We start from the raw sequence: 25832 nt of genomic DNA on the forward strand, positions 1-25832 counted from the left end.
TCTACCCGCTGGGGAGAGGTAAGGAGCGGACGATCTCGCCGTGCTTTAGGACTTCACCTCCGCGGCCGGCTGCGCCAGCGGCGCTTTCTTCTTCGAGGAGCGCCAGTTCTCGAAGCGCTGCACCACCACGAAGAAGGCCGGAACGAACAGCACCGCGAGGCAGGTCGAGGCCAGCATGCCCGAGAACACCGTGATGCCGATCGATTTGCGCGCGCTGGCGCCGGCGCCTGTCGCGAGCACCAGTGGCACCACGCCGAGGATGAAGGCGAACGAGGTCATCAGGATCGGGCGGAAGCGGGCGCGCGCCGCCTCGATCGCCGATTCCAGGAGCGGCTTGCCGTCGCGGACGTGCAGCTCGAGCCCGACCTCGACGATCAGGATGGCGTTCTTGGCCGACAGCGCGATCAGGAGGATCAGGCCGATCTGGCAATAGAGGTTGTTGTCGATCTTCAGGCCGTTGAGGATCAGCATCGGCCCGATCAGCGACAGCGGCACCGCCAGGATCACCGAGATCGGCGCGTACCAGCTCTCGTACTGGCCGGCGAGCACGAGATAGACCAGCAGCATCGCGAGGCCGAACACCCAGTAGATCTGGTTGGAGACGGCTTTCTCCTGATAGGACATCGCGGTCCATTCATAGCCGGTGCCCGGCGGCAGCGTCTTGTCCGCGATCTCTTCCATCAGCTCAAGCGATTGGCCGGAGGAGTAGCCCTGCGCCGGCAGGCCGACGATGGTCGACGACGGATAGAGATTGTAGAGGCTGATCAGCGACGGCCCGGTTGCCGGCGTGATCTGGGCAACGGTGCCGATCGGGATCATGTCGCCGTTCGAGTTGCGCACCTGCATGTTGGCGATGTCGCGCTCGGTGACGCGGAACGCCGGATCGGCCTGCGTATAGACCTGGAACACGCGGCCGAACTTGTTGAACTGGTTGACGTAGGACGAGCCGAGATAGGTCGACAGCGCCGAGAACACCTGGTCCGTCGTCACATGCAGCGTCTGGGTCTTGACGCGGTCGATCTCGACATTGAACTGCGGCACCGACGAGCGGAACGAGGACGAGACGCGCTGCAGCGCGCTCTGGCTCTGGGCGTTGGAGACCATCGCGCCGGTGATCGCCTGGAGCTTTGCGAAGTCGCTGTTGCCGTCGCGCAGCTCCACCTGCATCGAGAAGCCGGCCGCGTTGCCGATGCCCTGGATCGGCGGCGGCGGCAGCACCAGCGTGCGCGCCTCCATGATGGTCGCCATCTTGTCGTTCAGCCCGTACACCAGCGAGCGCAGATCCTCGCCTTTGCCGCGCGCCTCCCAGTCCTTCAGGATGATGTAGGCGACGCCGGCATTGGCAAGGCTCGCGCTGTTGTCGAGCGCGGAGATTCCGGCAATGGTGATGACCTGCTGGACGCCCGGCGTCTGTCGGATGATTTCGCTCGCTTTGTCGAGTACCGTCTGGGTTCGCTCGAGCGAGGCGCCGTCGGGCAGCTGCACGGCGGCGATCAGATAGCCCTGGTCCTCGATCGGCAGGAAGCCGGTCGGCACCCGCGACAGGCCATAGCCGCCGATCCCGATCAGGACCAATGCTACCGCGACCGAGACCGTGGCGTTCCTGACCAGGGCGCCGATCAGCCGGATATAGCCTCGCTCGACGCGGTTATAGACGGCGTTGAAGCCGCGGTAGAAGAAATTGCGCTGCTCCGGCGGCACCGCCGGCCGCAGCCAGAGCGCGCACTGCGTCGGCTTCAGCGTCGCTGCGTTGATGGCGCTGAGCAGCGCGGTCGCGGCGATCACCAGCGCGAATTGCGAATAGATGCGCCCTGTGAGGCCGGCGAGGAACGAGGCCGGCAGGAACACCGATATCAGCACCAGCGTGATGCCGACGATCGGAGCGAACAGCTGGTCCATCGCCCTGATCGCGGCGTCGTGGCCGTTCATGCCCTGCTCGATGTTGTGAGCGGCGCCTTCGACCACGACGATCGCGTCGTCGACCACGATGCCGATCGCGAGCACGATCGCAAACAGCGTCGACATGTTGATGGTGAAGCCGAGCGCCGCCATCGCGGCGAAGGCGCCGATGATGGTGACCGGCACCGTCGTCGCCGGCACCAGCATCGCGCGCCAGTCCTGCAGGAACACCAGGATCACGACCAGCACCAGCAGGCCTGCCTCGATCAGCGTCATGTAGACCTCGTGCACCGAGGCCTGCACGAATTTGGTGGTGTCGAACGGCGTGTCGTATTTGATGCCTTCCGGGAATCGCTTGGCGAGCTCCGCCATCTTCTTCTCGACGGCCTGCTCGACCTGGAGCGCGTTGGCGCCGGGCGACTGGAACACGCCGATGCCGGTCGCGGGCTGCTTGTTGAGCGAGAAGATCTGGCTGTAGGTCTGCGCTCCGAGCTCGACCCAGCCGACGTCGCGCACGCGCGTGACGTCGCCGCTCGAGCCGGTCTTGACGATGATGTTCTCGAACTGGGTGGTGTCGTCGAGCCGGCCGTTGACGTTGAGTGTGTACTGGAACGCCTGTCCCGGCGGCGTCGGTGGCGCGCCGACCTGGCCGGCGGAGACCTGCTGGCTCTGCTGCTGGATCGCGTTGATGACGTCCTGCGGCACCAGATCGCGGGCCAGGAGCTTGTTGGGATCGAGCCACACCCGCATCGAATACTGGCCGGCGCCGAACACCGTGACGTTGCCGACGCCGGGCAGGCGCGAAAGCTCGTCGCGGATGTTGATGGTGGCGTAGTTGCTCAAAAAGAGGCTGTCGAACCGGGAGTCCGGCGAGGTCAGCGTCACGAACAGGAGGATCGAGGTCGACCGCTTCTGCACGGTGACGCCCTGGTTCTGCACGGCCTGCGGCAACTGCGACAGCGCGCTCGAGACGCGGTTCTGCACCAACACCTGCGCGAAGTTGAGATCGGTGCCGATCTTGAAGGTGACGGTCAGAGTATAGGTGCCGTCGGAGCCGCTGTAGGACTGCATGTAGAGCATGTCCTCGACGCCGTTGACCTGCTGCTCGATCGGCAGCGCGACGGTGTCGATCACGGTCTTGGCGCTGGCGCCGGGATAGCGCGTCGTGACCTGCACCGTCGGCGGCACTACGTCCGGATATTGCGCGATGGCGAGGTTGAACAGCGCCACACCGCCGATCAGGATCATCAGAAGCGCGATGACGTTCGAGAGGACCGGCCGCTCGATGAAGAATTTTGAGATCATGGCCGGCGGCTCCTACTTGGCAGACGCCTGCGGCTGCTCGATCTTCGCCACTTGAGGATCGATCTTCTGCCCCGGAATCACCCGCAGCAGCCCTGCGATCACCACGCGGTCGTCCGGTTTCAGGCCGCCTTCGATCACGCGCAGTCCGTTGTCCTGCTGACCGATCTGCACCTTGCGCTGTTCGACGATGTTGTCGTTGTTGACCACGAGGAGGTAGCGGCCGCCCTGGTCGCTGCCGAGCGCGGTGTCGGGAACGAGCAGGGCATTCTTGTCCTCGTCGGAGGGAACCCGGACGCGCACGAAATAGCCGGGCAGCAACACCCGCTTGTCGTTCGGCACCAAGCCGCGCACCGCGAGCGTGCCCGTCGATGAATTGAGGGTCGGCGAGACATAGTCGAGACGGCCCTCATGCGGATAGCCGGTCTCGGTCTGCAGGCCGATCTCGACCGGCAGCTGCTTCAGGTCGGCGATGGTCAGCCCGCGGCGGCGCGCTTCGGCACGGATGCGCAGGACGTCCTGCTCGTTGACCGTGAAGTTCACATAGATCGGGTCCATCGCGACGATGGTCGCGAGCTGGGTCGGGGAGGAGACGCCGACGAGCTCGCCGATCGAGACCAGGTGCGCGCTGACGATGCCGTCGAACGGGGCACTGACCTTGGTATAGCCGTAATTGATTTCGGCAAGCCTCGTATTGGCCTGGGCCTGCTGGAGGTTGGCCTGGGCGTTGTCGCGGGTGGATGTCGAGGTGTCGAGGGTGGACTGCGAGACTGCCTGGCGCTGCACGAGCTCGGCCTGCCGCTTGAAATCGGCTTCGGCTTGCTTGAGCGTGGCCTGCGCGCCGATTTCGGCCGCCTGCGCCTGCTCGAGCTTCAGCTTGTAAGTCTCCGGCTCGATCGTGAAGAGCTGGGTGCCCTGCTTGATGAAGGTGCCGTCCTGGTAGTCGATCGATTGCAGAAAGCCCTGCACGCGCGCCACGAGATCGACGCTCTTGATCGGCGCGGTGTTGCCGGTCGCCTCGATATAGCGCGTTACCGAACGCTGCACGGGCGTTGCGACGTCCACCTTGGGCGGCGGCGGCGCCACGAACGTGTTCTTGTCCTCGCAGCCGGCGAGCGCGACCACGGCCACTGCGGCGGCCAGCGCCGGTCCGATATGTCCCCATCGTCCGTTGTGTCGAACGGGACTGGCGGAATTGGCGCGCGTCATTCGGTGGCCCCCGATGGCTGTCTGTCGGTGCGGCAGGCTATCAACAAATGACCAGCCGTGGAACACCATAGCCATGGCAGTCCGCGGCCTTGCACTGCAGCGGGACGCGTGGCTTCTGACAGGTTTGTCATGCGCCAAAATAAAGACAAACGGCTTTTCACCGGGCGCATGATCGACCAGAATTGTGTCTGGGGCCGTGCGATGAAAATGGACGCGGGCAGAAAAGAAGAAGTGCCGAGGAGAACAATGACATGCCAACGCCACTCTGGTCGGCCTGCGCCGGCCTTGCTCTCGCGGCCGCGATCGCCATGCCCGCGCTAGCCGACGGCCTGAAGGACGAGATTGCACCGACCGGCAAGCTGCGGGTCGCGATCGCAATCAGCCCGGCGGGCGGCGCGTTCTGGTCGACCAAGACCGAGTCCGGCTATGCCGGCGTGCCCGTCGATCTGGGTAAGGAGATGGCCGCTCAGGTCGGCGTGCCCGTCGAATTTGTCGTGCACCAGAATTCCGGACAGATCACCGACGCAGCTGCGAAAGGCACCTGGGACGTTACCTTTCTGCCCAAGGATCCCGAGCGCGAGAGCAAGATGATGTTCGGTCCGATCTACGAGGTCGCGGATGCCACCTACATCGTCAGGCCCGGCTCCGATATCACCAGCTTCGCCGCGCTCGACCAGCCCGCCACCAAGGTTGCGGCGGTCAACAACACGACCACGATGCGCGGCGCGATCGCGCATCTGAAGAGTGCGAAGGTCACTGGCTATCAGACCTATGATGAGATCTTCGAGCTTCTGAAGAGCGGCGGGGTCGACGCCTTCGCGCTGTCACGCGACCAGCTCAACAAGATGGCGCAGAAGATTCCCGGCACGCGCGTGCTGGACGAGACCTTCAAGAAGACCGTGACGGCCGTCGCCGTGCCCCTCGACCATCCGCAGGCGCTGGCGTTCGTCACCAAGTTCATGACGGAGGCGACGACGAATGGCACGCTGCGCAAGGCCTATGATAATAATGGCTTGAAGGACTCGCCGATCCGCACCGAGTAGCGCTGCCGTTGTCTTGATCCTGTCATCTCTTGATCATGTGCGCGCAGCTTCCTGGCGCGATCGTAAAAATATCTGACTGAATAGTGCGCAAAGTGTCTCACGCGTCAAACTGACACAGCCCTGTCATTGCTCGTCGTTAGCGTTCCCGACGTCGGCTTCATTCCTTCGGGGCAAAACAGCGATGAAATCCAAACTTCTTTCAACGGCTGCGGTTTTCGCAGCCGCGACGACACTTGCGTGCAGCGTTCCGGTCCTCGCGGACGATTTCGGTCGCGATCAAGATCGCGGACACGATCAGGATCGCCACCGCCATCCGCACAACATTCATACGGAAACGCCGATCAAGCACCTCGTGATCGTCTTCAACGAGAACCGCTCGTTCGACCACTACTTCGCGACTTATCCGAATGCGGCGAATCCGTCGGGCTCGATTCCTTTCGTGCCGAAGCCGCATACGCCGAAGGTGAACAACCTCGCCAATGCCAACCTGTTGGTGAACAACCCGAACCTCAACGAAGCCAACGGCGCCGGCGCGACCGACCCGTTCCGTCTCGACCGCACCCAGGCCAACACGCGCTCGCAGAACCACGCCTACACGCCCGAGCAGAAGGCCGTCGACAACGGCAAGGAAGACCTGTTCCCGGAGTTCACCGGCCGCGGCACCGCCGGCGGCGCCGGCGTCTTCGGCACCAACGGTCAGGTGATGGGCTATTTCGACGGCAACACCGTCACCGCCTTCTGGAATTACGCGCAGCACTTCGCCATGAGCGACAATGCCTGGACCGACACCTTCGGTCCGTCGACGCCGGGCGCGCTCGCGGTGATCGCGGGCCAGAACAACGGTGCGAAGAACATCGTCGGCACGTCCACGCAGACCGTTCCTGACGGGCAGGGCGGCCTGACGCTGATCGGCGATACCGATCCGGGCAACGATACCTGCTCGAGCACGACCAGCACGGTCCTGATGGACGGCAAGAACATCGGCGACCTGCTCAGTGCCGAGCACATCAGCTGGGGCAGCTTCATGGGCGGCTTCGACCTGACGCTCAAGAACGACAACGGCACCACCGGCTGCGGCCGCAGCACCTTCTCGGGCAACGTCAACGGCACGATCGTGGACTACATTCCGCACCATGCCTGGTTCCAGTACTACAAATCGACCGCCAATCCGACCCATGCGCGGCCGAGCTCGGTCCAGGCCGTCGGCCATACCTATGCGATGGACGGCAAGACCGTCGATCCGGCCAATCACAATTACGATATCGAGGACTTCTACGCCGCGGTGAAGGCGGGCAACTTCCCGGCCGTCTCCTACATCAAGATGCCGGCCTTCCAGGACGGTCATCCCGGCAACTCCGATCCGCTCGACGAGCAGGTCGGCAACGCCGAGCTGATCAACTTCCTGCAGAAGCAGCCGGAGTGGCGCGAGACCGCCGTCATCATCACCTATGACGACTCCGACGGCTGGTACGATCACCAGTACGTTGCGCCGAAGAGCGCCTCGTATGATCCGACCGCCGATCAGGTCAACGGTCCGGGCCTCTGCGGTCTCGGCGCCGACAAGCAGCCCCAGCCGAAGGGGCTGAACGGCAAGCCCGTGAACGGCCGCTGCGGTCCGGGCACGCGCATTCCCTTCATCGTGGTCTCGCCCTTCGCCAAGAACAACCACGTGAGCAGCACCTACATTTCGCAGGCTTCCGTGGTGCGGTTCATCGAGGACAACTGGCTGCGCGGCGAGCGTCTCGGCGGCGGCTCGTTCGACGCCAGCGCCGGCTCGATCATGGACCTGTTCGACTTCGATCAGGACCATGGCCGCGACCTCCGTGCGGATATGCTGTTCCTCGATCCGGCCTCCGGCACGCCGATCGTCAGCCCGCCGGACGAGCATCACCACCACTAGGACCATTGGTCATATGAACAGCCGCATTTTGTGGCTTCTCGGCGCCGGCCTGCTCGCTCTGGCCGGCGCCGTCTTTGCCGTCGAGACACAAGGACTTGCAGAGGCGAGCCTGGCGGGCGCGAACCCGAATCCGGTTCATCTCAGGCGTCCGCCCACGGCTCCGCTCTCGGCGATGGCGCAGCTCGGCAAGGACATCTTCTACGACGCATCGCTCTCGTCGTCCGGCGCGTTGTCATGCGCATCGTGCCACAGCCCGGATCACGCTTACGGACCGCCCAATGACGGGCCGGTCATGCTCGGTGGCGCCACCTTGGCGCGCCAGGGCGCCCGCGCGGTGCCGTCGCTGACCTATCTCGAGCGTCACCCGAATTTCAGCATCGGCCCCGACAAGGGCGATGACGACAACATCATCGACCTCGCGCAGATGGCCGCGCTCGGCGCGCAGAGCGCACGCGCGACGAAAACCGCAGGCGGCACAGGAGCGGCGGCGAATATCGTGCCGCAAGGCGGGCTGTTCTGGGACGGCCGCGCCGACACGTTGCAGGAGCAGGCGCTGTTTCCGCTGCTCGATCCCAACGAGATGGATGGCGGCAGCGTCGAAGTGGTCGCAGGCAAGCTGCGCCGCGCGCCCTACGTCCAGCGCTTCGTCGAGCTGTTCGGGGCCCGCGTCCTCGACAATCAGCGGCTGCTGGTGGCGGAAGCGATGTTCGCCGTCGCCCGCTATCAGGTCGAAGAGGTGAGCTTTCATCCCTACAGCAGCAAGTATGACCACTGGCTCGAGGGCAAGGCGCGGCTCAGCGAGAGTGAGCTGCGCGGCCTGCAACTCTTCAACGATCCGGACAAGGCCAATTGCGCCGGCTGCCACACTTCGGCGCCGACCCGCGACGGGCTGCCGCCGCTCTTCACTGATCACCAATACGAGGCGCTCGGCGCGCCGCGCAACGCCGCGCTCGAGGGCAATCGCGATCCCGGCCATTTCGACCTCGGCGTCTGCGGCCCGCAGCGCACCGACGTCGCCGAGCAGACGCAATATTGCGGCATGTTCCTGACGCCGACGCTGCGCAATACCGCAACCCGCCACGCCTTCTTCCACAACGGCGTCTTCCGCAGCCTGAAGGACGTGCTCGATTTCTATAACTTTCGCGATACCAATCCGGAAAAGGTCTTCCCGAGCTCCGCCGACGGCACCGTGCAGAAATACGACGACCTGCCGGCGAAGTATCGCGCCAATGTCGATGTCAGCGATCCGCCCTTCGATCGCCATCTCGGCGACAAGCCGGCGGTGACGGAGCAGGACGAGGAAGACATCATCGCCTTCCTGAAGACGCTGACGGACGGCTACAAGGCGCAGAATTAGAGCATGATCCGGAAAAGTGTGCAGTGCTTTTCCGGAAAGATCATGCTCAAACAACAAGCTAAAGCGCGATGACTTTCATCGCGCTTTAAGTCGCTTTGGCTGCGTGCCATGCGGCGAGCACGGCCTGCTCTTCATCAGCGCTGAGGCCGACGACCGGCCCATTGCTGGTGCGAAGCCAGTCAAGCGTGTCGCGCGCAGTGACCGCCAGCGGCCGCGACGTCAGGCCGGCATCGCGCGCCGGCGAGGTCTCGCGCGTCATGAAGCCGGCGAAGTCGGGCAGGGGAAGCCACAGCGGCAGCGATCGTGGGCCCGCCCAACGTTTGACGTCGTGCGCTTCGAGGAATGTGCGGTCGACCCAGGTGAAGGTGCTGGATGACCCCACCGCGGATGCGCAAGCGGCCAGCAGTTCACCGCGGGTGAGGATCGGTCCAATTCCGTCATAGGTGCCGGTCAGGCGGACCGCCGCCGCATGCACGATCCATCGCGCGAGATCGCGCACGTCGACGAACTGAACGGCATCGTCCGGCGTTCCCGGCGCGAGCACCTCGCCGCCGCGGGCGAGCCGTGCCGGCCAATAGGCGAACCGTCCCGTCGGATCCTCCGGCCCGGCGATGAGGCCCGCCCGGCAAATGAAGGCATCGTCGCCGACGGCCTTCTCGCAGGCGACCTTGGCGGCACCATAGGTGGCCTCGGTGCTTTGCTCGACGTCATGCGCGGCGGGCTCGCGCAGCGGCGCCGTGTCGGCGCGCTGCCCCGGCGTGCGGTTGTCCGCATAGACGCTGACGGTGGAGACGAAAGTCCAGTGCACCGTCGGCCGCTTCAACGCCGCGACCGCGCGGCGGACCTGGCCCGGATGCCGCGAGACATCGACCACGGCGTCGAAGTCTTCGCCGGTCAGCGGCGCAAGACCGTCCGCCACATTGCGATCGATCCGAACGAAGCGGGCGCCCGCCGCGATCGGCCCCGCAAGCCCGCGCGACGCGCAGGTGACGTCATGGCCGGCGGCGCAGGCATGGGCGGCGATTGCGCGGCCGAGAAACTGGCTGCCGCCGAGAATGAGCAAGCGCATGAGACTTCCCGTTAGGATGGCAGCATCTGATGCTCCCAAGACCGCGCCTCGAGAGTTGGGATCACGATCATGCAATTTCCGGTGGCAGATGTCGAATCGGCTCGCCTGTGGCCTGTCGATCCTTACCGCGCCTTGATCTCCGCGTATTTCGCCATCGCGCGCTCGAACTTCCGGTTGAACAGCCACATCGCGCCGAGGATATCGCGGAAGCTTGCCGACGTCCTCCCCCTGTCGGCCTGTCCGAAGGCGAAGATGCTGTTGTTGCGCAGATGTCTCATGACCGTGGCATCGGACACCCTGTAGTCCAGCAGGTTGCCCGACCTCAGCGCCGACCGCGTCGGCGTCGGGACGATCTGGATCAGCTCGAACAGCTTCATCTGGTCGATCGGATCCGGCAGCACCTTCACGATCGCGGGGATCTCCGCGAAGAGCTCCGCATGCGCGTTCATGAGCCCGTCGCGCACGTTGGTCCAGTGATTGAAGCGGTGATCGGTGCCGCGGGCCCGCGCCTCTTCCTTGTCATCGCGCGCGCTCAAGTCGGGATCGGCCGCCGCGATCGCCGGCTTGATGGCCTCCCATTTCCTGCGGCCGTTGCGGTCTTCGGACGGACCCGTCTGCAGGCTGCCCATGTAGGTGTTCGAGCGCCCATTGCGGACATTTTGCTTGCCGTTGGTCTCCGCAAAGAACAGCCCCAGGCTGATGCGGCCGGCGGCGTCAGCTTGCGCCGGTGACAGTCCCTTGGCCCGGGCGATTGCAACCGCGAGATCGACGACATCCTTGAACGGCGTCGCCGAGTTCTGCGCGTCGGCCGGCGGCGCCTCCATGATGTCGAACAGCCGCCCATATTCGTCGACCAGCGGCTCGATCTCGGCGTCGAAATAGGCCGGCGGAATCTCGAACTTGTTGGGCTTGCCGATCCTGGACGGGACAGCGTCCGTGAGATCCTTGTAGCTGCTGATTACGGCGACACGCGCGAGATAGAGCGCCTGTCCCGGCAGGTTCGGCAGCGGCTGCTTCGCCTCGATCTGGCCGCGCCGCTCGGCGAGGACTGCTTTGAAACTTGCGAGCGCACGATCATAGGCGGCGAGCGCATCCGATTGCTTGGCGGTCAACGCGGCCTGCTGTCCAATAGCGGGCGCCGCGAAGAGAAAGGCAAGAGCCGCCAACGCTGCGGCGGCAAGACATCTCGGTCCCATGGCGGGTTCCCCAGGGCTCGTCGATTCGATGGCCCAAGGGATCGTAAGCATCAGACGCGAGGGCTGGCGAGATGCAAAATCCCGCTCAGCCGCAATTCACGCCACTGCCCGGTAATCCGGCGCCGAGGCGAGGTACCTCGCATAGGCATCCGCGTCCGGTGGCAGGAAGCGTTCGGCGAGGCCGCTGCGCTTGTGCTCCTTCGCGCCGATGTCGGCGATCAGTTCGTCGAAATGACGATAGTGATAGGGCGCGACGCAGAGACCGCCATAGACGCCCGCGGCCGGCCGCTCGACGCGCTTGAAGTGCAGCATCATCTCGATGTTGTCGCGCATCTGCTCAGCCGTCGGATGGCGCGCAAGCTGCCCGTCGGCGTAGCGGACCAGCCAGTTGGCGGCGAGGTCGGCGCAGAGCACGGTGCAGAACGACGAGTTGAAGCCGACGAAGCCGAGCTCCGGCAGATCGGGATTGGCGATCAGGCGATAGAGCCGGTACTGCCCGTCCGCATCGACCAGCTTCTCCTGATACGCCGCGGGCAGGAACGGCACGCCGAGCTTGTAGCCGATCGCGAGCACCGCGACATCGGCCGGCACGCGTTCGCCGCCGCTCATCACGATGGTGTCGCCTTCATAATGATCGAAGCTGCCGAACACGGCCTTGATGCGGCCGTCGGCCACCATCGGATAGAAACCGGGTGTTGCGATCGGCACCGAGCAGTTGACGCCGTCCTCGATGCGCTCCTTCGGCACCATCCCGCATGCCTTGAGCTTGAGCTGCGCCTTCAACAGGCTTTCCAGCCCGCGCCAGTTCGCCCAGACCATGGGCGCGGCGAGACGATGGGCGAGGCGGGCCATCGCGCTCGCGCCCCAGCCCGGAAACATCTGCTCCTGCGCGCGGATGTAGAGTATGCGTTTGAAGTTGACGAGCCCGCCGATGAAATAGGGGATGCGCCAGACCGCCTCGCGCATCACGATGGTCACGTCGCGCGCGCCGGCCTTCACGGCATTCACCGCGATGTCGGTCGCCGATTTCGATCCGCCGAGCACGACGACGCGGCGTCCCTTCGCGAGCTGCGGGTCATTGTATTTCGACGAATGCAGGATCTGTCCGCCCTGGTCCAGGAAGCTGCCTTCGCCGCGACAGTGCAGCTCGCGCGGCTCGTTGAACTGCCCGGTGCAGATTGCGACGAAGTCGAAATCCTCTTTCGTGGTCGCGCCGTCCTTGCCGGTCAGCGCGAGGGTCCAGCCCGGCTTGCCGTCGGCGCGCCGCGCCATGCCGGCGACGGCCGTGTTGAGCCGCAGCATGCGGTCGGCGCCAAAGCTCCTCGCATAGTCGGTGAGATAGGCATGGACTTGCGGTCCGGTCGGCCATTCCGGATAGGCTTCCGGCATGGCGCGGTCGGTGTAGCGATAGAGCTCCTTCGGGCTCTGGGTCTGCACCTCCGGGTAGGAGCGCGCCGGCTCCCAGACGCCACCGAGATCGCCGCTGCGCTCGATGATGGTGACGCGGTGGCCGCGGGTGGAGAACGCCTTTGCGGCGGCAAGGCCGGAGACGCCGGCGCCGATTACGCAGACATGCTTGGGGCTGACCATGAGACTGCTCGCAAATCGGGGCTTTCAGGTGTTCCTTGAGGCGCAAGTCCACGTTCGGCGCGCAATGCGCGGCCGGGTGGACCTGCCGTCAAACGAAAAGAGACGCCGGGGCCGGCTACCTAGTCGTTGGCCTCGGGCGGCAGGAAGTCGACCTCGTGCTGGGCCGAGATGCGAACGACCTCGGCGGGGTCGGTCAGATTGTGAAGCTGATTGAACAGCGCCTCCAGCTTCTGCATCGGCGAGACCCAGAACAGCGCGCGGCACGGCTTGTCCGACTTGTTGAAATAGCCATGCGGGATGCCGCGCGGCATGCGCACGAGGTCGCCGGCCTTGGCCTTGACCCACTGGCCGTCAAGCTTGAGGTCGAGCACGCCCTCCTGCACCAGGATGAACTCGTCCTGGGTCGGATGGATGTGCACCGGCACGAACTGGCCGGGCTCGCTGTTGGTCTCGAACGCGAAGGTGGAGTCGGTGATGGCCTTGGGGAAATAGAGCTGGCCCAGTATGTTCCAGCTCTTGCCGCCATAGCCCGTGCCGTTCGCAGTAATGCCCTTTTCGAGTGCAGTCATGGCTCGCCTCCTCATGGATTCCGGCGGGGGTGGAGCTTCGGCCACGCGCATCCCGCTGTCTATCCGCTAAACGAATCCGGGCATGGCATCGGACTTGGCTGCCGCCGTGCAGCACGACGATTTTGCGACACGGCTCTTTCCGGCGGCCGGGAACTATTATAGGCTTAAAACAATTCCGTGACGGGAAGCGTGGTCGCTGATGTCCGCAGCCGAGCTGGAAATGAGCGCGTGCCGGTCCGGTGCCGAAAGGCTCGCGGCGTTCGCCCGCGTCAGCACAGCCGATGTCGACGAGGCGGCCGAGCAGGTCGGGCGCATTTTCTGTCCGCATGATCTCAAGCCGATGCAGGCGCGGGCGTCCGGCTTCTCGGCGCGACACAATTGCGCGGTCTTCGACGGCTTCTCGATCAGCTATGTCAGCTATGGTGGATCGGTCACCATCGATCCCGGCTGCCTCGAACGCTTCTTCCTGGTTCAGATTCCCTTGCAGGGTACGGCCCGGATACGCGTCGGCGCCGGCGAGATCGCGACCGCGCCGGGACGGGCGGCCTCGCTGTTGTCGCCGACGATCCCGACCCGGATGGTGTGGACCGACTGCGCGCAGGCGATCCTGCTGCTCGACCGCCGCATGGTCGAGCAACGCGCTGCGGCGCTGTCTGGCCGGGCGGCCGCGGCTGTCGAATTCGACTCGGTCATTGACCTCTGCGCACCGGCAGCACATGGCCTCGAGGTGAAGCTCGACGCGTTGATGACGCTGGCCGAACGTCTCGGACCATCCGGCAGGATTTCGCCGGTCGCGATGGCCGACTGGCGCGAGACGCTGCTCGACCAACTTCTCAATCGCCATCGGCATGACCTGTCCGATGCGATCGCGACGTTCTCGGGTCAGGCCGAACGCCTGCCGCGCGCGCTTCGCGCGGCGCGGGACTATCTTGCGGACAATGCCGCCGAGCCGCTCCAGCTTGCGCAGCTCGCTTGCGTGTCCGGCATCGGCATCCGCGCGCTGCAGCTCGGCTTCCGCCGACATTTCGGCCTGTCGATCTCGGAGATGCTGCGCGACATCCGCCTCGCTCATCTGCACGCTCGCCTGTCGCAAGCTGCGCCCGATGCCTCCATCACCGACATCGCCTTCGATCTCGGCTTCACGCATCTGAGCCGCATGGCCGGCGTCTACCGCGCAAAATTCGGCGAGACGCCCTCGGCGACGCTCAGGCGGAGGATGAGCTAGCGGGGAAGGCCTACTTTCGCGATCGCGTCGTGCCGTTCTCGTCGGACGTCTGCTTGCGCAGGAAGCGATCAACCTCGGGCTGGACCGAGTAGGGCAGCGGGATCGGATCGCCGACGGAATCGACGGCGGTGTCGAGGCAGCGGCGCAGCATGCGCGCGAGCTCGGCCTTGCGGTAGGGCTTGGTCAGAAGCGGCGCGCCATGCCCGGCGCGTCCCGGCGCATGCAGCGAGTCGTAGGCGTATCCCGAGGTGAGCAGGACCCGCAATGACGGCCGCGCGGCGACCAGACGTTCGGCGAGCTCCTGTCCATTCATGCCGCCGGCCATCACGATGTCGGTGAACAGGAGGTCGAAGGGCGTGCCTTCGGCGGCAATGGCGAGGGCCTCGGCCGCATTGGCGGCGGTGATGACCTTGTAGCCGAGACTCCTGAGCTGAAGCGTCACGTAATTGCGGACGTCGTGGTCGTCCTCGACGCAGAGAATGGTCTCGTGCCCGCCGACCATCCTGTGCGCGCTGTCGCCCGTCGCGCGGTGCGCGCCGGTCTCCGCCTTCGGCAAATAGATCCTGAAAGTCGTGCCCCGGCCCTCCTCGGAGAAGACCTTGATGCCGCCGCCGGACTGCTTGACGAAACCGAACACCATGCTGAGCCCGAGCCCGGTGCCTTTTCCAACCTCCTTCGTCGAAAAGAACGGATCAAAAATCCTGCCGAGGTTGGATTGCGGAATGCCGGTGCCGGTGTCGGTGATGGCGATTTCGACATAGTCGCCGGCATAGCCGACGCCGGCCGCCGCAGCGTCACGCACCCCGAACACGACGTTGCTCGTCGTGATCGTGAGCTTGCCGCCGCCCGCCATCGCGTCGCGGGCATTGAGCGCGAGGTTGAGCAGCGCCGAGCTCAATTGCCCCTTGTCGACGAGCGCCGGCCAGACCTCGTGATCGAGCTTGATCGCTATCTCGATCGTCTTGTCGAAAGTCGCGAGCAGGAGTCTCGCCACCTCCTCGATCAGCTCGTTGACGTCGATCTCGCTCGGCAGCAGCGATTGCTTTCTTGCGAACGAAAGCAGGCTCGAGGTCAGCGCGGCTCCGCGGTCGGCCGCTTCGCTGATCAGCTTCGTGATGGTCGACAGATGCGGATCGTTCTTCACGGCCTCGGCGAGGATCTCTATCGTGCCCGTGATGACGGTGAGCATGTTGTTGAACTCGTGCGCGATGCCGCCGGTGAGCTGACCGACCGCCTCCATCTTCTGCGCCTGGATCAGCTGCTCCTCGGCGGCGCGCTTGCGGGTGACGTCCCGCGCGAAGGTGTTGACGATGTAGCGCCCGTCGAGGCGCAGGCCGGTGCTGGACGCCTCGACCAGGATCTCGTCGCCGTTCCTGTGGACCATGACCACTTCGAAGCGCATGCCGCCAGGGGCCTCCGACAATTCGGACATGCGCCGCTTCACGCGCAGCCTGAACGCATCGCGGAGCGGCTCGGCAATGACGAGGTCGACCACGTCGCGTCCGATCACCTCCGCGCGCGTCCACCCCGACAGTGCTTCGGCCTGCGGGCTCCACGACACCACGATACCGTTCTCATCGGTCTGGACGAAGGCGTCGAGCGCGGTTGCGATCACCGCTTGCGTTTGTCGTTCGCTTTCCGCGAGTGCGCGACGTGCCTCTGTGTCGCCGGCCATTTGCCATTCGGCGAGCTTCTTCTGCCGGCTCTCGATCCGGCGCGCGCAGTACAGCGCAAGCAGGAGCGCGATGATGCCGCTTGCGAGCAGCGCGATGAGCTGAGCGGGGCCGAACGCTTGCGGTTCGGCCGTGCGAGGCAAGGCATAGGACGCCAGCAGCGCCGCGGCGGTCACCACAGCCTGCAAGGCCATCGCGAGCGTCAGAACGCCCCTGAGTTTCATTAGCCCAATACCAAGCTCCGGCCGCGGGAGCGGCCGCCCCGCCGACGCAATGTAGCTACAGGCTCAGCTCACCGCCGTCGATGGTCAATCTTCGGCGCTGCCAGGCTGACACGGGGCGGCGCCTTCTGCAGGATCTTAGCGCGCACGCGGCGCAGCGAAATCCGGGAATGCGCGGATTGCGGGGGCTTGTCATTGGCGGTGCCGAAGGCGCGGCTCCCAGCGGCCAGCGTCGGCGCATCCGCATCGCTCGCCCGTAGGCGCTCGGCCGATCACGCGCCTCCCGAACGACTTCACCATCTCGTCAACAGCGGGTGTGCGTGCCGGCAACGCTGACGTTCATGTGATCGGATTTGCCGGCGATGCTTAGTGTTTGTAACGCCTGCACTTTTTGCACCCGCGCCCCCGCCCTCCGGAATTTCTGGTCATCCCAACGGAATAGGACGTGGCCCCGGCACGTCTCCCCTTCAAGCAACGCGCTTCGGTGTTGCCAGAGGACGGAGAATCGAAATGACCGTTGGAAAATCACGATGTGCTGTTCTGGTCTTCACGACGCTGGCCCTTGGCGCCAGTGTGCTTGCCGCGCCCGCCGCTGTCGCGGCTACCCCCGGACATGTCCATACCAGGGCCGCGGAGCGATCGCAGATCCACAGGATGGCCCCGATTTTTGCGCCGCACGCGTTCAGGCCGCAACCTCAAAAGCCGGTCGACGATCCGCTCTCATCCCTGCTGCTGGGATGACCGCGACCGGAGCCCGCGAAAATCTTGAAGCCGTGACGGAATAACAGGCGTTGCGAGACGTCCACCCCTCCATGCAACACCCGCGGAGTTCAGAATGCACAGGTCAAATTTTCGCAAGCTCACGACGGCGCTCGCCGGCAAGGTTCGGCGACCTGGTCTCGCCACAGCCGCATTCGGCGCGCGGCTGCTCGTGGCCTTTGCTGTTCCGTCGCTGCTCCTCGCTCACGAAAGTCATCCGGCCGGCCAGGCTGCGGCGCTCAACGCCGATGAGAGCGCATTCCTCAAGGAGAACGATGCGGCCATGACCAAGATGATGAACGACATGGCGGCGAAGCCGACCGGCGACATCGATCGCGATTTCGTCGCGATGATGAACCCGCATCATCAGGGCGCCATCGACATGGCCGTGATCGAGCTGCGCTACGGCAAGAACGAGCAGCTTCGGCGTATCGCGCAGGAGATCATCGTCGACCAGATGCAGGAGATCGCGGCCATGAAGCTCGCGATCGGCGAGCCCGCGACCGAGACCACGCCGGCGCCGACCCAGCCGCAGCTCACTCCTCCGCCGGCGCACGATCACCATTCGGGCATGCCAATGAACATGTCCGCCGGAACGAAGCACTAGGAGCCAAACATGAAGACCTGGAAGACATTTTTCCTGGCGGCCACAATGCTGGCGACCAGCGGTACAGCATGGGCAGGACAAGCGCCCGGCGCGCTTGAATCGCCCGATGTCCCGATCAGCCATCATGACCGCGTCTATGCAGCCGAGCAGTTCTCCAATACGGTTTCGGTGACGGATCCCGTCGACAACAGGCTGCTTGGCGTGATCAGACTGGGCGATCCGCAGCCCGGCAATTTCAGTCCGCTCTACAAGGGCCAGGTGCTCGTCCATGGCATGGGCTATTCGCCCGATCACCGTACGCTCGCCGTGGTTTCGATCGGCTCGAATTCGGTGACCTTCATCGACACGGCGACCAATGCCGTCAAGCACGTGACCTATATCGGCCGCTCGCCGCATGAGGCGTTCTTCACTCCCGACGGCAAGGAGGTGTGGGTCACCGTACGCGGCGAGAATTACATCTCCGTGCTGGATCCCGAAAGCTTCGAGGAGAAGACCCGGATCACGACGCCGAATGGCCCGGGCATGCAGATATTCTCGCCGGACGGCAAGTACGGCTACATCTGCTCGTCCTTCAATCCGGAGACCGACGTCGTTTCGGTGGCCGAGCACAAGATCGTCGCCACGGTGAAGCAGGAAAGTCCGTTCTGCCCGAACATCGCGGCCACGCCGGAAGGCGACCAGGTGTGGTTCACGCTCAAGGACATCGGCAAGACTCAGGTGTTCAACGCCAGGCCGCCGTTCGATCTGATCAAGACGATCGAGACCGGACCGATCACCAATCACGTGAATTTCGCCCACACGGCCAAGGGAACGTTCGCCTATGTCACGGTGGGCGGGCTGAACGAGGTCAAGGTGTTCCGCACGGATGACTTCTCGCAGGTCGCAACCATCCCGGTCGGCAATCTTCCGCACGGCGTATGGCCTTCGGGCGATGGCACGCGTGTCTATGTCGGACTGGAGAACGCCGATGCGCTGGCCGCGATCGATACCGCGACCAACAAGGTGATCGCCAATGTGCCGATCGGCCAGGCGCCGCAGGCGATCGCCTATGTGCCGAATGCCGCGCCCAATCCCGATGACCGCCAGAACCTGCAGACCCTCGGCGTCGCGGGCCAGGTCGCGCACCTCACGCTGGCGCCGAAGGCGAGAGCAAAGGGCGGCAAGGCGCCGACCAGCGTGTCGCTGTTCGATCAGGGCCTGATCCAGATCCTCCAGGCTTCGGTCACGGGGCTTGAGCCCAAGCAGAAATATGTGCTGGCGCTCGCCAGGCATGAAGATGGCAGCGGCCCGTTGCAGCCGCTGGCTGCCTTCATGACCAATCCGGCCGGATCTGCTATCGTCAATGCCGCAGGCCCGATCCGGCAGATCGTCGACCAGACGTCCAAGACGGACAAGCGATACCTGGTCATTGTGTCAGGCGAAGCGGCGAAGCCGGGCGAGCCGGTGCAGGTCGAGATCCGGTGAGGTTCATTCGAACGGCGGCCGGGAGCAGGCGGAGCGCGCGATGCAGGACATGCTGGTTCAGGTCGAGCCGCTGATCCCCGCGCTCCGCCGCTACGCGCGCTCGCTCGTTCGCGAACGTGCGGCCGCCGACGATCTGGTCCAGGATTGCCTGGAGCGTGCGGTCAGCCGCTGGCACCAGCGGCGCGATGGCAGCGTCCGCGCCTGGCTGTTCACGATACTGCACAACCTCGCCATCAATCAGTTTCGCCAATCGGCGGCGCGCGGCAGCCACGTTCCGATCGACGAGAGCAATGAGGACGATTTCAGCGAGGCCGCCGCACAGGACCAGAAGCTGATGTATCGTGATGTCATGAACAAGCTCGCGAAGCTTCCCAAGGACCAGCAGGCGGTGCTGCTGCTTATCGCCGTCGAGGACCTGTCCTATGCGGATGCCGCCAAAGTGCTCGACATTCCCGTGGGCACGGTGATGTCGCGGCTGTCCCGCGCGCGCGAAAGGCTGCAGCAGGAGCTCGAGGGTCCCTCGAACGGCGAAGCAAGCAAAATCGTGTCAATCCGGAGCGCAAGAGAATGAGCCATCGTCCGATCACGGAAGATGATCTCCATGGCTATGTGGATCGGGTCCTCGAGCCGGAGCGGCAAGCCGAGGTCGCCGCTTATCTGAACGATCATCCGGATGTCGCCAAGCGCGTCGCCGCCTTCACTGGCCAGCGCGAGCTGTTGCGCGCGGCGCTCGCGCCTGTCGCCGAGGAGCCGTTGCCGGCGGCGCTCAATTTGTCGCGCATCATCGAGCAGCGGCGGGCTCGACAGCCCTCCTTCGTCCGTTGGGCTGCGGCGGCGCTGGTGCTGTTGAGCATCGGCGGCATCGGTGGCTGGTCCATGCATGGTGCGTTGCAGGCATCGCCGGGCGGACTGGCCGCGCTCGGTCAGGAGGCGGCGGCCTCCTATAGCGTTTACGCGCCGGATCGCGTCCGGCCCGTCGAGGTTCGTGCTTCCGACAGCGCCGAACTCGTGCAGTGGGTCTCCGAACGGCTGCACCGACCGGTGAAGGCGCCGGATCTGACCATGTCGGGCTATCGGCTGATGGGAGGGCGCATTGTCGCCAGCCCGCACGGTCCGGCCGCCATGTTCATGTATGACGACGACCGTGGCAGCCGGATCGTCGTGCTGATCCGGGCGATGAGCAGCGCGGACCAGAACGCACCCATGACGCTGCAATCGCAGGGCGACGTCGGAGGCTTCGCATGGGCCGAAGACGGGCTGGGATACAGTCTGATGGGCCGCGCCGCTCCTCAATCGTTGAGGCCCGTCGCGGACGAGGTGCGCAGGCAGTCCCGTCCGATCTGAACGCTGCGATCGCGGACGGCGCGCCAGCGCGCGCCTCACGCATTGACGTGCACGAAATCCCGCAACAGCGGATAGATCTCGTTGTTCCAGCGTTTGCCGGAGAACACGCCGTAATGGCCGACGCCGGCCTGCATGTGGTGGACGCGGCGATAGGCGCGCACGCCGGTGCAGAGGTCTTGCGCCGCGAGAGTCTGGCCGATCGAGCAGATGTCGTCCTTCTCGCCCTCGACCGTCATCAGCCCCATGCGGCTGATCGCCCGGGGGCTCACCACGCGGCCGCGATGCATCAGCTTGCCCAGCGGCAACAGGTGCTCCTGGAACACGTCGCGCACGGTCTCGATGTAGAACTCGGCGGGCAGGTCCATCACCGCGAAATACTCGTCGTAGAAGGTCTTGATGGTTTCGGCCTTGTCCTTCTCGCCCTTGGCGATGTGGTTGGCGAGATCGAGGTGCTGCTTGATGTGGCGCTCGAGATTCATCGAGACGAAGGCGGTGAGCTGCACGAAGCCCGGATAAACCTTTCGCAGCGCGCCGCGGCACTGCACCGGAACGTAGTTGATCAGGTTGCGCTCGAACCAGGTGATCGGCTTGCTCTTGGCGAACTCGTTGACCTTGGTCGGCGCTACGCGCGTATCGATCGGTCCAGCCATCAGCGTCAGCGTTGCCGGCCGGGACGGGTGGTCGTCCTCGCACATGATCGCCGCGGCTGCGAGCGCCGAGACCGACGGTTGGCAGATCGCGACCATGTGCGGGCGCGGACCAAGCTGCCCGAGGAAATCGATGAGATGATCGGTGTAGTCGTCGAGCCCGAAGCGGCCTTCGCTGCGCGGAATGTCGCGCGGATTGTGCCAGTCGGTGATGTAGACGTCGTGGTCCTGGAGCAGCGTCTTCACGGTGCCGCGCAAGAGCGTCGCGAAGTGTCCGGACATCGGCGCCACCAGCAGCATGCGCGGCTGCTCGGGCACATCGTGCTTCTTGAAATGCAGCAGCGAGCCGAACGGCGTGGCGTAGGCGATCTCCTCGGTGACGGCGACCTCGCGATTGCCCACCATGACCCGATCGATGCCATAGGCGGGACGGTCATAGGTGAGGGTGGAGCGCGAGATCAGCTCCAGCGCCGCGGCGAGCCGGCCGACGATCTGGTCGGACCTGCCCTGCGGTACCAGGTTGAGATACCTGAGCGCCGAAGAGGCCCCCGCTCGCCATGGCGCCGTCAGATCCATGTGGTTCTGAAAGGCCTGATAGTACATCGACATCATACTGAAACGCCCACCCTGACCCCAGGCGACCATGCAATATCGACGCCAGATTCGAGTCAATTCGCCCTGAAAACTGGCATGTCGCTTGCTGTGGAATACGGGGAAGCACAAAGTGCGGGCACCGCGCATAACGGCATGGCGGGGGCAGGAATTCAGGCGCGAGGACGGGCCATATGGCGAAGGCGACACTGACCATCAGCAGCAAGAACTACTCGTCCTGGTCGCTGCGTGGCTGGCTGCTGGCGAAGTTCTCCGGGCTCGATTTCGAGGAGATCGTGACCGCGCCCGACGATCCCTCCGCGCGCGCCGAAATCCTGCTGCTGTCGTCGTCGATCCTGGTGCCGTGTCTGCGGCACGAGGGCGCCACGATCTGGGATACGCTGGCGATCGCCGAATATCTCAACGAGCTCAGGCCAGATGCCGGGCTATTGCCGGCGGACCGCATCCAGCGCGCCCATTGCCGCTCGATCTGCGGCGAAATCCATTCCGGCTTCACCACGCTGCGCGCTTCGTTACCGGTCAATCTGAAAGGCCATTTTCCCGGCTTCAAGATCTGGTCGCGCGCGCAGGCCGACATCGACCGGGTCTGGTTCATCTGGCGGGACTGCCTGGAGAAGTCGGGCGGCCCGTTCCTGTTCGGCGAGACGCGCACCATGGCGGATGCGATGTATGCGCCGGTGGTGACGCGCTTCGTCACCTATGACGTCAAGCTCGAGCCGCGGTTGAAGGCCTATGCCGACACGATCATGACGATGGCGGAGATGCAGGAATGGATCGCCGCGGCCCGGGAGGAGCCGGCCGAGATCGAGGAGCTCGAGGTCGAATATTAGGCAGGCCTCGCGGGATCTGCCCGTTTCAGGGGCGGGGGCAGCGGCCAAACTCCCGGCGCGCGCCGGCCCGCGGCGACACTTCGCCCGGGGGTGCCATTAGCTGAAGCGATTAACTTTTGTTAGCGAGCCGCGGCTTACGCCTGCGCGCGCGTCGCGCAGATATGGTACGCGCGCGCAGGAGGTTGTCGACATCTAGCCGTGAACAGGCGCGTACAGAGCCGCTCGGCTGATTCGGACGTGATTCGTTCAGGCCGCGTTCCGAAGGTTAAGGCGGCGCGCGGCGCCGTTGCATTTTGAGACAGTGGGCGTCAGGCGGTCTGCTTCACGCGCGGCAGGCGCCAGCCGATGACGGTTGCTTCCACCGCGATTCCCGCTTCGTCGTTGCGCCAGCGACCCTCGACGTAACGGCATGCGAACGGCAATTTATACGTTCCGCTATGATCCTCGCAGAGTACTTCGAGCGGCATGCCGGGCGGTGGTTCTCCGGCGCCGTCGAATTCCGCCAAACGTCTTTCGCGAGTTGCCATTCCAAAAATCTCCCCTAAAGAAAGCCGCGAAGAAACCATCCACGTCTCCCCGCATGCGGATCATTGCTCCCCGCCCAAGGGAACGCAGCAAGCTCAACGCGAGAATGCGGTGTCAGTGTGGTAGCTTCAGTGCACAGGGCGCAAGCTGCGCAAATTGCTGTGATCGATTTAATAGGGAACCCGCATGCTGTGCAGGAGTGCTGCCATTTGTTTCGTGATGTTGCCGCTCGCAACGCTGGCGCCTGCGCAGGTCCGCGCGCAGGACGTGCCGGGCATCGAGATCTGCACGGTCGAGAAGACCATGGAGCGGCGCACGAGCTGCCTGCAAAGCAATGTCGACTTCCTGCAGAAGACGATCACCAAGCTCACCCTCGATCATCAGCAGAAGCTGGACGCTGCCAACCGCCAGATCGACGCGCTGAAGACCACCGTCGCCGGCTTGCAGAAAACGCTCGGCGATCTCCAGGCCGCACAGGCGAAGCTGGCGGAGGACGTCAAGAAGAAGCAGGATGCGCCGCCCGCGAAGGACGCGTCGCCGGCGGCCAAGGAAGGAAATAAGGACGCGACGAAATAGGCGCGAGGGCTCGCGATCATGTGACGCGATATCGCTCCATCACGCCACGATCGGGTTCAAAGCCGAGCCCCGGACCCGTCGGCACCGCGACATGGCCGGTGGCATCGACATCGGCGCGGCCATCCCACAGGCATGCCTCGCGCTTCAGGTAGAACATCTCGACAAGCCCGTCGTCGCGCAGCGCCAGCAGATGCAGTGTCGCCAGCAGGCCCGGTCCGAAATACGGGGAATGCGGGACGATCTTGACGCCGAATTGGTCGGCCAGTGCCGCGACTTTCAGAAATTCCGTGATGCCGCCGACCTTGATCACCGACGGCTGGGCGTGGCTCACCGCGCCCGCCGTCATCATCTGACGGAATTGATATTCCGTGCAGGCATTCTCGCCGGCGGCGACGCCGAGCCCGCCGTTGCTGCGGACGTCGGCGAGCGTGGCAAAATCTTCCGGCGGCCAGACCGGCTCCTCCAGAAACATTGGCTGCGCATCCTGACACGTCTTCGCGAACGCGATTGCCTGCTCGCCGCTGAGCGGGCAGTTCATGTCGACCATCAGGGGAATGCCGGGGCCAATCGCCTCGCGCGCGGCAAACACCGCAGGCGCCGTGGTCTCGTGCAGCTTGATGGCGCCATAGCCGAGTGCGAGCGCCTTCCTGCATTCGGCGGCGATGTTGTCGGGTGAGCCGATCCGTAGCAGGCTCGCATAGGCGGGAATGGCCGTGCGCCTGACCTCTCCGAGCAGGCGATGCACCGGCACCCCCTTGATCTTCGCAGCAAGGTCCCACAGCGCGATATCGAGCCCGGAGATCGCGAACATGGTGATGCCGTAGCGGCCGAACAGATGCAGGTTGCGCTGGATCTGTTCCATGACCGCGGGAATGCCGGCCGCATCGGGAACCTCGAGCCCGCGGGCCTGCGGCGCAATCATCTCCTCGACGGCACTGCGCGTGGTGCGGGGACAGACATAGGCGAAGGCATCGCCCCAGCCGGTCAGCCCGGCATCGGTCGTGACCTCGAGGATCACCATGTCGAGCGCCGTGATCGCGGAGGCGCCTTGGCGAAAGCTCGCGACACCGGCGTCATAGGGGATGCGGATATGGTGCACCCGCACATCGGTGATCTTCATGACGCGGTTCCTCCTGCTTTCTCGTGAGCGGGTCTCCGGAAAGTCTTGAGTGTAGCCATGAACGCCCGGACGTTGCCAGTGGCTGTTCCGGCGTTATCCTTCTGAAAGGACAGCAACGCCGATCAAGCGAAGCGGGCGGCATTGCGCGCATCATGGCCACGCTTCGAACGAGAGCCCAAACGTCATGAACCCTGCCCAGCGCGCGCTCTGGTATATCGAGAGCCATCTTGCCGAGCCGATGGCGCTCGACGAGATCGCTGCGATCGGCGGCGTGTCGCGGTTCCACATGGTGCGTGCGTTTGCCGCTGCAACCGGGCTTCCGGTGATGCGCTATGTGCGCGCGCGGCGGCTGACGGAGGCCGCGCGTCTCCTTGCCAAAGGCGCCCCCGATATCCTGTCGCTGGCGCTGGAGGCCGACTACGGCTCGCACGAAGCATTCACCCGCGCGTTCCGCGACCATTTCGGTGAGACCCCCGAAGCGGTGAGGGCGGCAACGTGCATCAACCACCTCAAGCTTCAGGAGCCGATCCTCATGGATTCAACCATGCTCGACAATCTCGCGCCGCCGCGTTTCGAAACCACCAAGGCGTTCCTCGTCGCCGGTCCCGCCGAGCGCATCTCTTGCGACAACGGCGCGATCATCCCCAGCCTGTGGCAGCGCTTCCACCAGGAGGTCGCCGATATTCCAGCGCGCATCGGAAATGTGGCCTACGGTGTCTGCTGCAACGGCGACGATGCCGGCAATTTCGACTACATCGCCGGCGTCGAGGTCGCCGATTTCTCCGACCTGCCGCGGCGCTTCGGCCGCATCCGCATTCCCGAGCAGCGCTACGCGGTGTTCACCCACACCGAGCACGTCGCCTCGATCCGCCGCACCGTCAATACGATCTGGAATCAGTGGCTGCCGGCATCTAGCCTCAAGGCCGCCGACGCGCCGAATTTCGAGCGCTACGATGAGAGGTTCGATCCCGCAACCGGCAATGGCGGCTTCGAGATCTGGGTGCCGGTGAAGGAGTAGGACCGCGCAAGGCTGGCATTCCTGCCCGCTTGCTTGGCAAGGCTCAGTGACTTTGTCATAACCGCAGGCAAAGCTTG

The 25832-nt window shown here is 64.7% G+C and carries 21 protein-coding genes; 11 read left to right on the forward strand and 10 right to left on the reverse strand.

Going from position 1 to position 25832, the window contains the following annotated elements; all coding sequences use genetic code 11:
- Window positions 1–45 precede the first annotated feature (45 nt).
- Window positions 46–3204: an efflux RND transporter permease subunit gene (locus tag K289_RS0142160; RefSeq protein ID WP_027556781.1), complete on the reverse strand. Its 3159-nt coding sequence runs from the start codon at window positions 3202–3204 to the stop codon at window positions 46–48.
- Window positions 3205–3216: 12 nt separating this feature from the next.
- Window positions 3217–4410, reverse strand: a complete 1194-nt coding sequence (locus K289_RS0142165; protein WP_027556782.1) for an efflux RND transporter periplasmic adaptor subunit — start codon at window positions 4408–4410, stop codon at window positions 3217–3219.
- A gap of 251 nt (window positions 4411–4661) precedes the next feature.
- On the opposite strand from K289_RS0142165, the gene K289_RS0142170 reads away from it, so the two are divergent.
- The 3 genes from K289_RS0142170 (at window position 4662) to K289_RS0142180 (ending at window position 8710) form a co-directional block, all read left to right on the forward strand.
- A complete protein-coding gene (locus K289_RS0142170; protein ID WP_027556783.1) occupies window positions 4662–5453 on the forward strand; it encodes an ABC transporter substrate-binding protein in 792 nt (263 codons plus the stop codon).
- 181 nt (window positions 5454–5634) lie between these two features.
- Window positions 5635–7353 carry a phospholipase C gene (locus K289_RS0142175; protein WP_027556784.1) on the forward strand — a complete coding sequence of 573 codons (1719 nt, stop codon included), beginning with the start codon at window positions 5635–5637 and terminating at the stop codon, window positions 7351–7353.
- Between the two features lie 13 nt (window positions 7354–7366).
- Window positions 7367–8710 (forward strand): cytochrome-c peroxidase, encoded by a 1344-nt coding sequence (locus K289_RS0142180; protein ID WP_027556785.1) that lies wholly within the window; start codon window positions 7367–7369, stop codon window positions 8708–8710.
- An 85-nt stretch (window positions 8711–8795) separates the two neighbouring features.
- Here K289_RS0142180 and K289_RS0142185 read toward each other — a convergent pair whose 3' ends face one another.
- From K289_RS0142185 to K289_RS0142200, 4 genes are all read right to left on the reverse strand, one after another.
- Window positions 8796–9779 (reverse strand): NAD-dependent epimerase/dehydratase family protein, encoded by a 984-nt coding sequence (locus K289_RS0142185; protein WP_027556786.1) that lies wholly within the window; start codon window positions 9777–9779, stop codon window positions 8796–8798.
- 122 nt (window positions 9780–9901) lie between these two features.
- Complete coding sequence (locus K289_RS0142190) at window positions 9902–10975, reverse strand: hypothetical protein (protein ID WP_027556787.1); 1074 nt, start codon at window positions 10973–10975, stop codon at window positions 9902–9904.
- Between the two features lie 96 nt (window positions 10976–11071).
- Complete coding sequence (locus K289_RS0142195) at window positions 11072–12565, reverse strand: NAD(P)/FAD-dependent oxidoreductase (protein ID WP_027556788.1); 1494 nt, start codon at window positions 12563–12565, stop codon at window positions 11072–11074.
- A gap of 119 nt (window positions 12566–12684) precedes the next feature.
- A complete protein-coding gene (locus K289_RS0142200) occupies window positions 12685–13134 on the reverse strand; it encodes a cupin domain-containing protein (protein ID WP_027556789.1) in 450 nt (149 codons plus the stop codon).
- Window positions 13135–13333: 199 nt separating this feature from the next.
- Here K289_RS0142200 and K289_RS0142205 point away from each other — a divergent pair, with 199 nt between their 5' ends.
- On the forward strand, window positions 13334–14359 hold the full coding sequence (locus tag K289_RS0142205) for an AraC family transcriptional regulator (protein ID WP_027556790.1): 1026 nt from the start codon (window positions 13334–13336) through the stop codon (window positions 14357–14359).
- 10 nt (window positions 14360–14369) lie between these two features.
- Here the strand turns inward: K289_RS0142205 and K289_RS0142210 are convergent, their stop codons facing one another.
- Window positions 14370–16256, reverse strand: a complete 1887-nt coding sequence (locus K289_RS0142210) for an ATP-binding protein (RefSeq protein WP_027556791.1) — start codon at window positions 16254–16256, stop codon at window positions 14370–14372.
- An 832-nt stretch (window positions 16257–17088) separates the two neighbouring features.
- Between K289_RS0142210 and K289_RS0142215 the strand changes: the two genes are divergently transcribed.
- From K289_RS0142215 to K289_RS0142230, 4 genes are read left to right on the forward strand one after another with little or no spacing between them, the layout of a single operon-like run.
- Window positions 17089–17619 (forward strand): DUF305 domain-containing protein, encoded by a 531-nt coding sequence (locus tag K289_RS0142215; RefSeq protein ID WP_027556792.1) that lies wholly within the window; start codon window positions 17089–17091, stop codon window positions 17617–17619.
- A gap of 9 nt (window positions 17620–17628) precedes the next feature.
- Window positions 17629–19083, forward strand: coding sequence for a YncE family protein (locus K289_RS0142220; protein ID WP_027556793.1), 1455 nt, complete (start codon window positions 17629–17631; stop codon window positions 19081–19083).
- Window positions 19084–19123: 40 nt separating this feature from the next.
- Window positions 19124–19654, forward strand: a complete 531-nt coding sequence (locus K289_RS0142225; protein ID WP_027556794.1) for an RNA polymerase sigma factor — start codon at window positions 19124–19126, stop codon at window positions 19652–19654.
- Window positions 19651–20427, forward strand: a complete 777-nt coding sequence (locus tag K289_RS0142230; RefSeq protein WP_027556795.1) for an anti-sigma factor — start codon at window positions 19651–19653, stop codon at window positions 20425–20427. The genes K289_RS0142225 and K289_RS0142230 overlap by 4 nt, the downstream gene beginning before the upstream one ends.
- Window positions 20428–20462: 35 nt before the next feature.
- On the opposite strand, the gene K289_RS0142235 is transcribed toward K289_RS0142230, so the two are convergent.
- Entirely contained in the window at window positions 20463–21686 is a 1224-nt protein-coding gene (locus K289_RS0142235) for a polyhydroxyalkanoate depolymerase (RefSeq protein ID WP_027556796.1), read from the reverse strand.
- A 173-nt stretch (window positions 21687–21859) separates the two neighbouring features.
- Here K289_RS0142235 and K289_RS0142240 point away from each other — a divergent pair, with 173 nt between their 5' ends.
- Window positions 21860–22516 (forward strand): glutathione S-transferase family protein, encoded by a 657-nt coding sequence (locus tag K289_RS0142240; protein ID WP_027556797.1) that lies wholly within the window; start codon window positions 21860–21862, stop codon window positions 22514–22516.
- Between the two features lie 308 nt (window positions 22517–22824).
- On the opposite strand, the gene K289_RS0142245 is transcribed toward K289_RS0142240, so the two are convergent.
- On the reverse strand, window positions 22825–23043 hold the full coding sequence (locus tag K289_RS0142245) for a hypothetical protein (protein WP_027556798.1): 219 nt from the start codon (window positions 23041–23043) through the stop codon (window positions 22825–22827).
- A 184-nt stretch (window positions 23044–23227) separates the two neighbouring features.
- Between K289_RS0142245 and K289_RS0142250 the strand changes: the two genes are divergently transcribed.
- Window positions 23228–23617 carry a hypothetical protein gene (locus K289_RS0142250; RefSeq protein ID WP_027556799.1) on the forward strand — a complete coding sequence of 130 codons (390 nt, stop codon included), beginning with the start codon at window positions 23228–23230 and terminating at the stop codon, window positions 23615–23617.
- A 16-nt stretch (window positions 23618–23633) separates the two neighbouring features.
- On the opposite strand, the gene K289_RS0142255 is transcribed toward K289_RS0142250, so the two are convergent.
- On the reverse strand, window positions 23634–24737 hold the full coding sequence (locus tag K289_RS0142255; RefSeq protein WP_027556800.1) for a mandelate racemase/muconate lactonizing enzyme family protein: 1104 nt from the start codon (window positions 24735–24737) through the stop codon (window positions 23634–23636).
- Window positions 24738–24921: 184 nt separating this feature from the next.
- Between K289_RS0142255 and K289_RS0142260 the strand changes: the two genes are divergently transcribed.
- On the forward strand, window positions 24922–25755 hold the full coding sequence (locus K289_RS0142260) for an AraC family transcriptional regulator (protein ID WP_027556801.1): 834 nt from the start codon (window positions 24922–24924) through the stop codon (window positions 25753–25755).
- The last annotated feature ends 77 nt before the right edge of the window (window positions 25756–25832 follow it).

The organism is Bradyrhizobium sp. Cp5.3 (assembly GCF_000426265.1).
Lineage (GTDB): Bacteria > Pseudomonadota > Alphaproteobacteria > Rhizobiales > Xanthobacteraceae > Bradyrhizobium > Bradyrhizobium neotropicale.

What these genes read in the sequence shown, in the direction of transcription:
- K289_RS0142235 (WP_027556796.1), bottom strand. Translation starts at nt 21,686, where the DNA reads ATGATGTCGATGTACTATCAGGCCTTTCAGAACCACATGGATCTGACG.
- K289_RS0142185 (WP_027556786.1), bottom strand. Translation starts at nt 9,779, where the DNA reads ATGCGCTTGCTCATTCTCGGCGGCAGCCAGTTTCTCGGCCGCGCAATC.
- K289_RS0142195 (WP_027556788.1), bottom strand. Translation starts at nt 12,565, where the DNA reads ATGGTCAGCCCCAAGCATGTCTGCGTAATCGGCGCCGGCGTCTCCGGC.
- K289_RS0142190 (WP_027556787.1), bottom strand. Translation starts at nt 10,975, where the DNA reads ATGGGACCGAGATGTCTTGCCGCCGCAGCGTTGGCGGCTCTTGCCTTT.
- K289_RS0142230 (WP_027556795.1), top strand. Translation starts at nt 19,651, where the DNA reads ATGAGCCATCGTCCGATCACGGAAGATGATCTCCATGGCTATGTGGAT.
- K289_RS0142240 (WP_027556797.1), top strand. Translation starts at nt 21,860, where the DNA reads ATGGCGAAGGCGACACTGACCATCAGCAGCAAGAACTACTCGTCCTGG.
- K289_RS0142220 (WP_027556793.1), top strand. Translation starts at nt 17,629, where the DNA reads ATGAAGACCTGGAAGACATTTTTCCTGGCGGCCACAATGCTGGCGACC.
- K289_RS0142205 (WP_027556790.1), top strand. Translation starts at nt 13,334, where the DNA reads ATGTCCGCAGCCGAGCTGGAAATGAGCGCGTGCCGGTCCGGTGCCGAA.
- K289_RS0142245 (WP_027556798.1), bottom strand. Translation starts at nt 23,043, where the DNA reads ATGGCAACTCGCGAAAGACGTTTGGCGGAATTCGACGGCGCCGGAGAA.
- K289_RS0142250 (WP_027556799.1), top strand. Translation starts at nt 23,228, where the DNA reads ATGCTGTGCAGGAGTGCTGCCATTTGTTTCGTGATGTTGCCGCTCGCA.
- K289_RS0142175 (WP_027556784.1), top strand. Translation starts at nt 5,635, where the DNA reads ATGAAATCCAAACTTCTTTCAACGGCTGCGGTTTTCGCAGCCGCGACG.
- K289_RS0142210 (WP_027556791.1), bottom strand. Translation starts at nt 16,256, where the DNA reads ATGAAACTCAGGGGCGTTCTGACGCTCGCGATGGCCTTGCAGGCTGTG.
- K289_RS0142200 (WP_027556789.1), bottom strand. Translation starts at nt 13,134, where the DNA reads ATGACTGCACTCGAAAAGGGCATTACTGCGAACGGCACGGGCTATGGC.
- K289_RS0142165 (WP_027556782.1), bottom strand. Translation starts at nt 4,410, where the DNA reads ATGACGCGCGCCAATTCCGCCAGTCCCGTTCGACACAACGGACGATGG.
- K289_RS0142180 (WP_027556785.1), top strand. Translation starts at nt 7,367, where the DNA reads ATGAACAGCCGCATTTTGTGGCTTCTCGGCGCCGGCCTGCTCGCTCTG.
- K289_RS0142215 (WP_027556792.1), top strand. Translation starts at nt 17,089, where the DNA reads ATGCACAGGTCAAATTTTCGCAAGCTCACGACGGCGCTCGCCGGCAAG.
- K289_RS0142260 (WP_027556801.1), top strand. Translation starts at nt 24,922, where the DNA reads ATGAACCCTGCCCAGCGCGCGCTCTGGTATATCGAGAGCCATCTTGCC.
- K289_RS0142255 (WP_027556800.1), bottom strand. Translation starts at nt 24,737, where the DNA reads ATGAAGATCACCGATGTGCGGGTGCACCATATCCGCATCCCCTATGAC.
- K289_RS0142160 (WP_027556781.1), bottom strand. Translation starts at nt 3,204, where the DNA reads ATGATCTCAAAATTCTTCATCGAGCGGCCGGTCCTCTCGAACGTCATC.
- K289_RS0142170 (WP_027556783.1), top strand. Translation starts at nt 4,662, where the DNA reads ATGCCAACGCCACTCTGGTCGGCCTGCGCCGGCCTTGCTCTCGCGGCC.
- K289_RS0142225 (WP_027556794.1), top strand. Translation starts at nt 19,124, where the DNA reads ATGCAGGACATGCTGGTTCAGGTCGAGCCGCTGATCCCCGCGCTCCGC.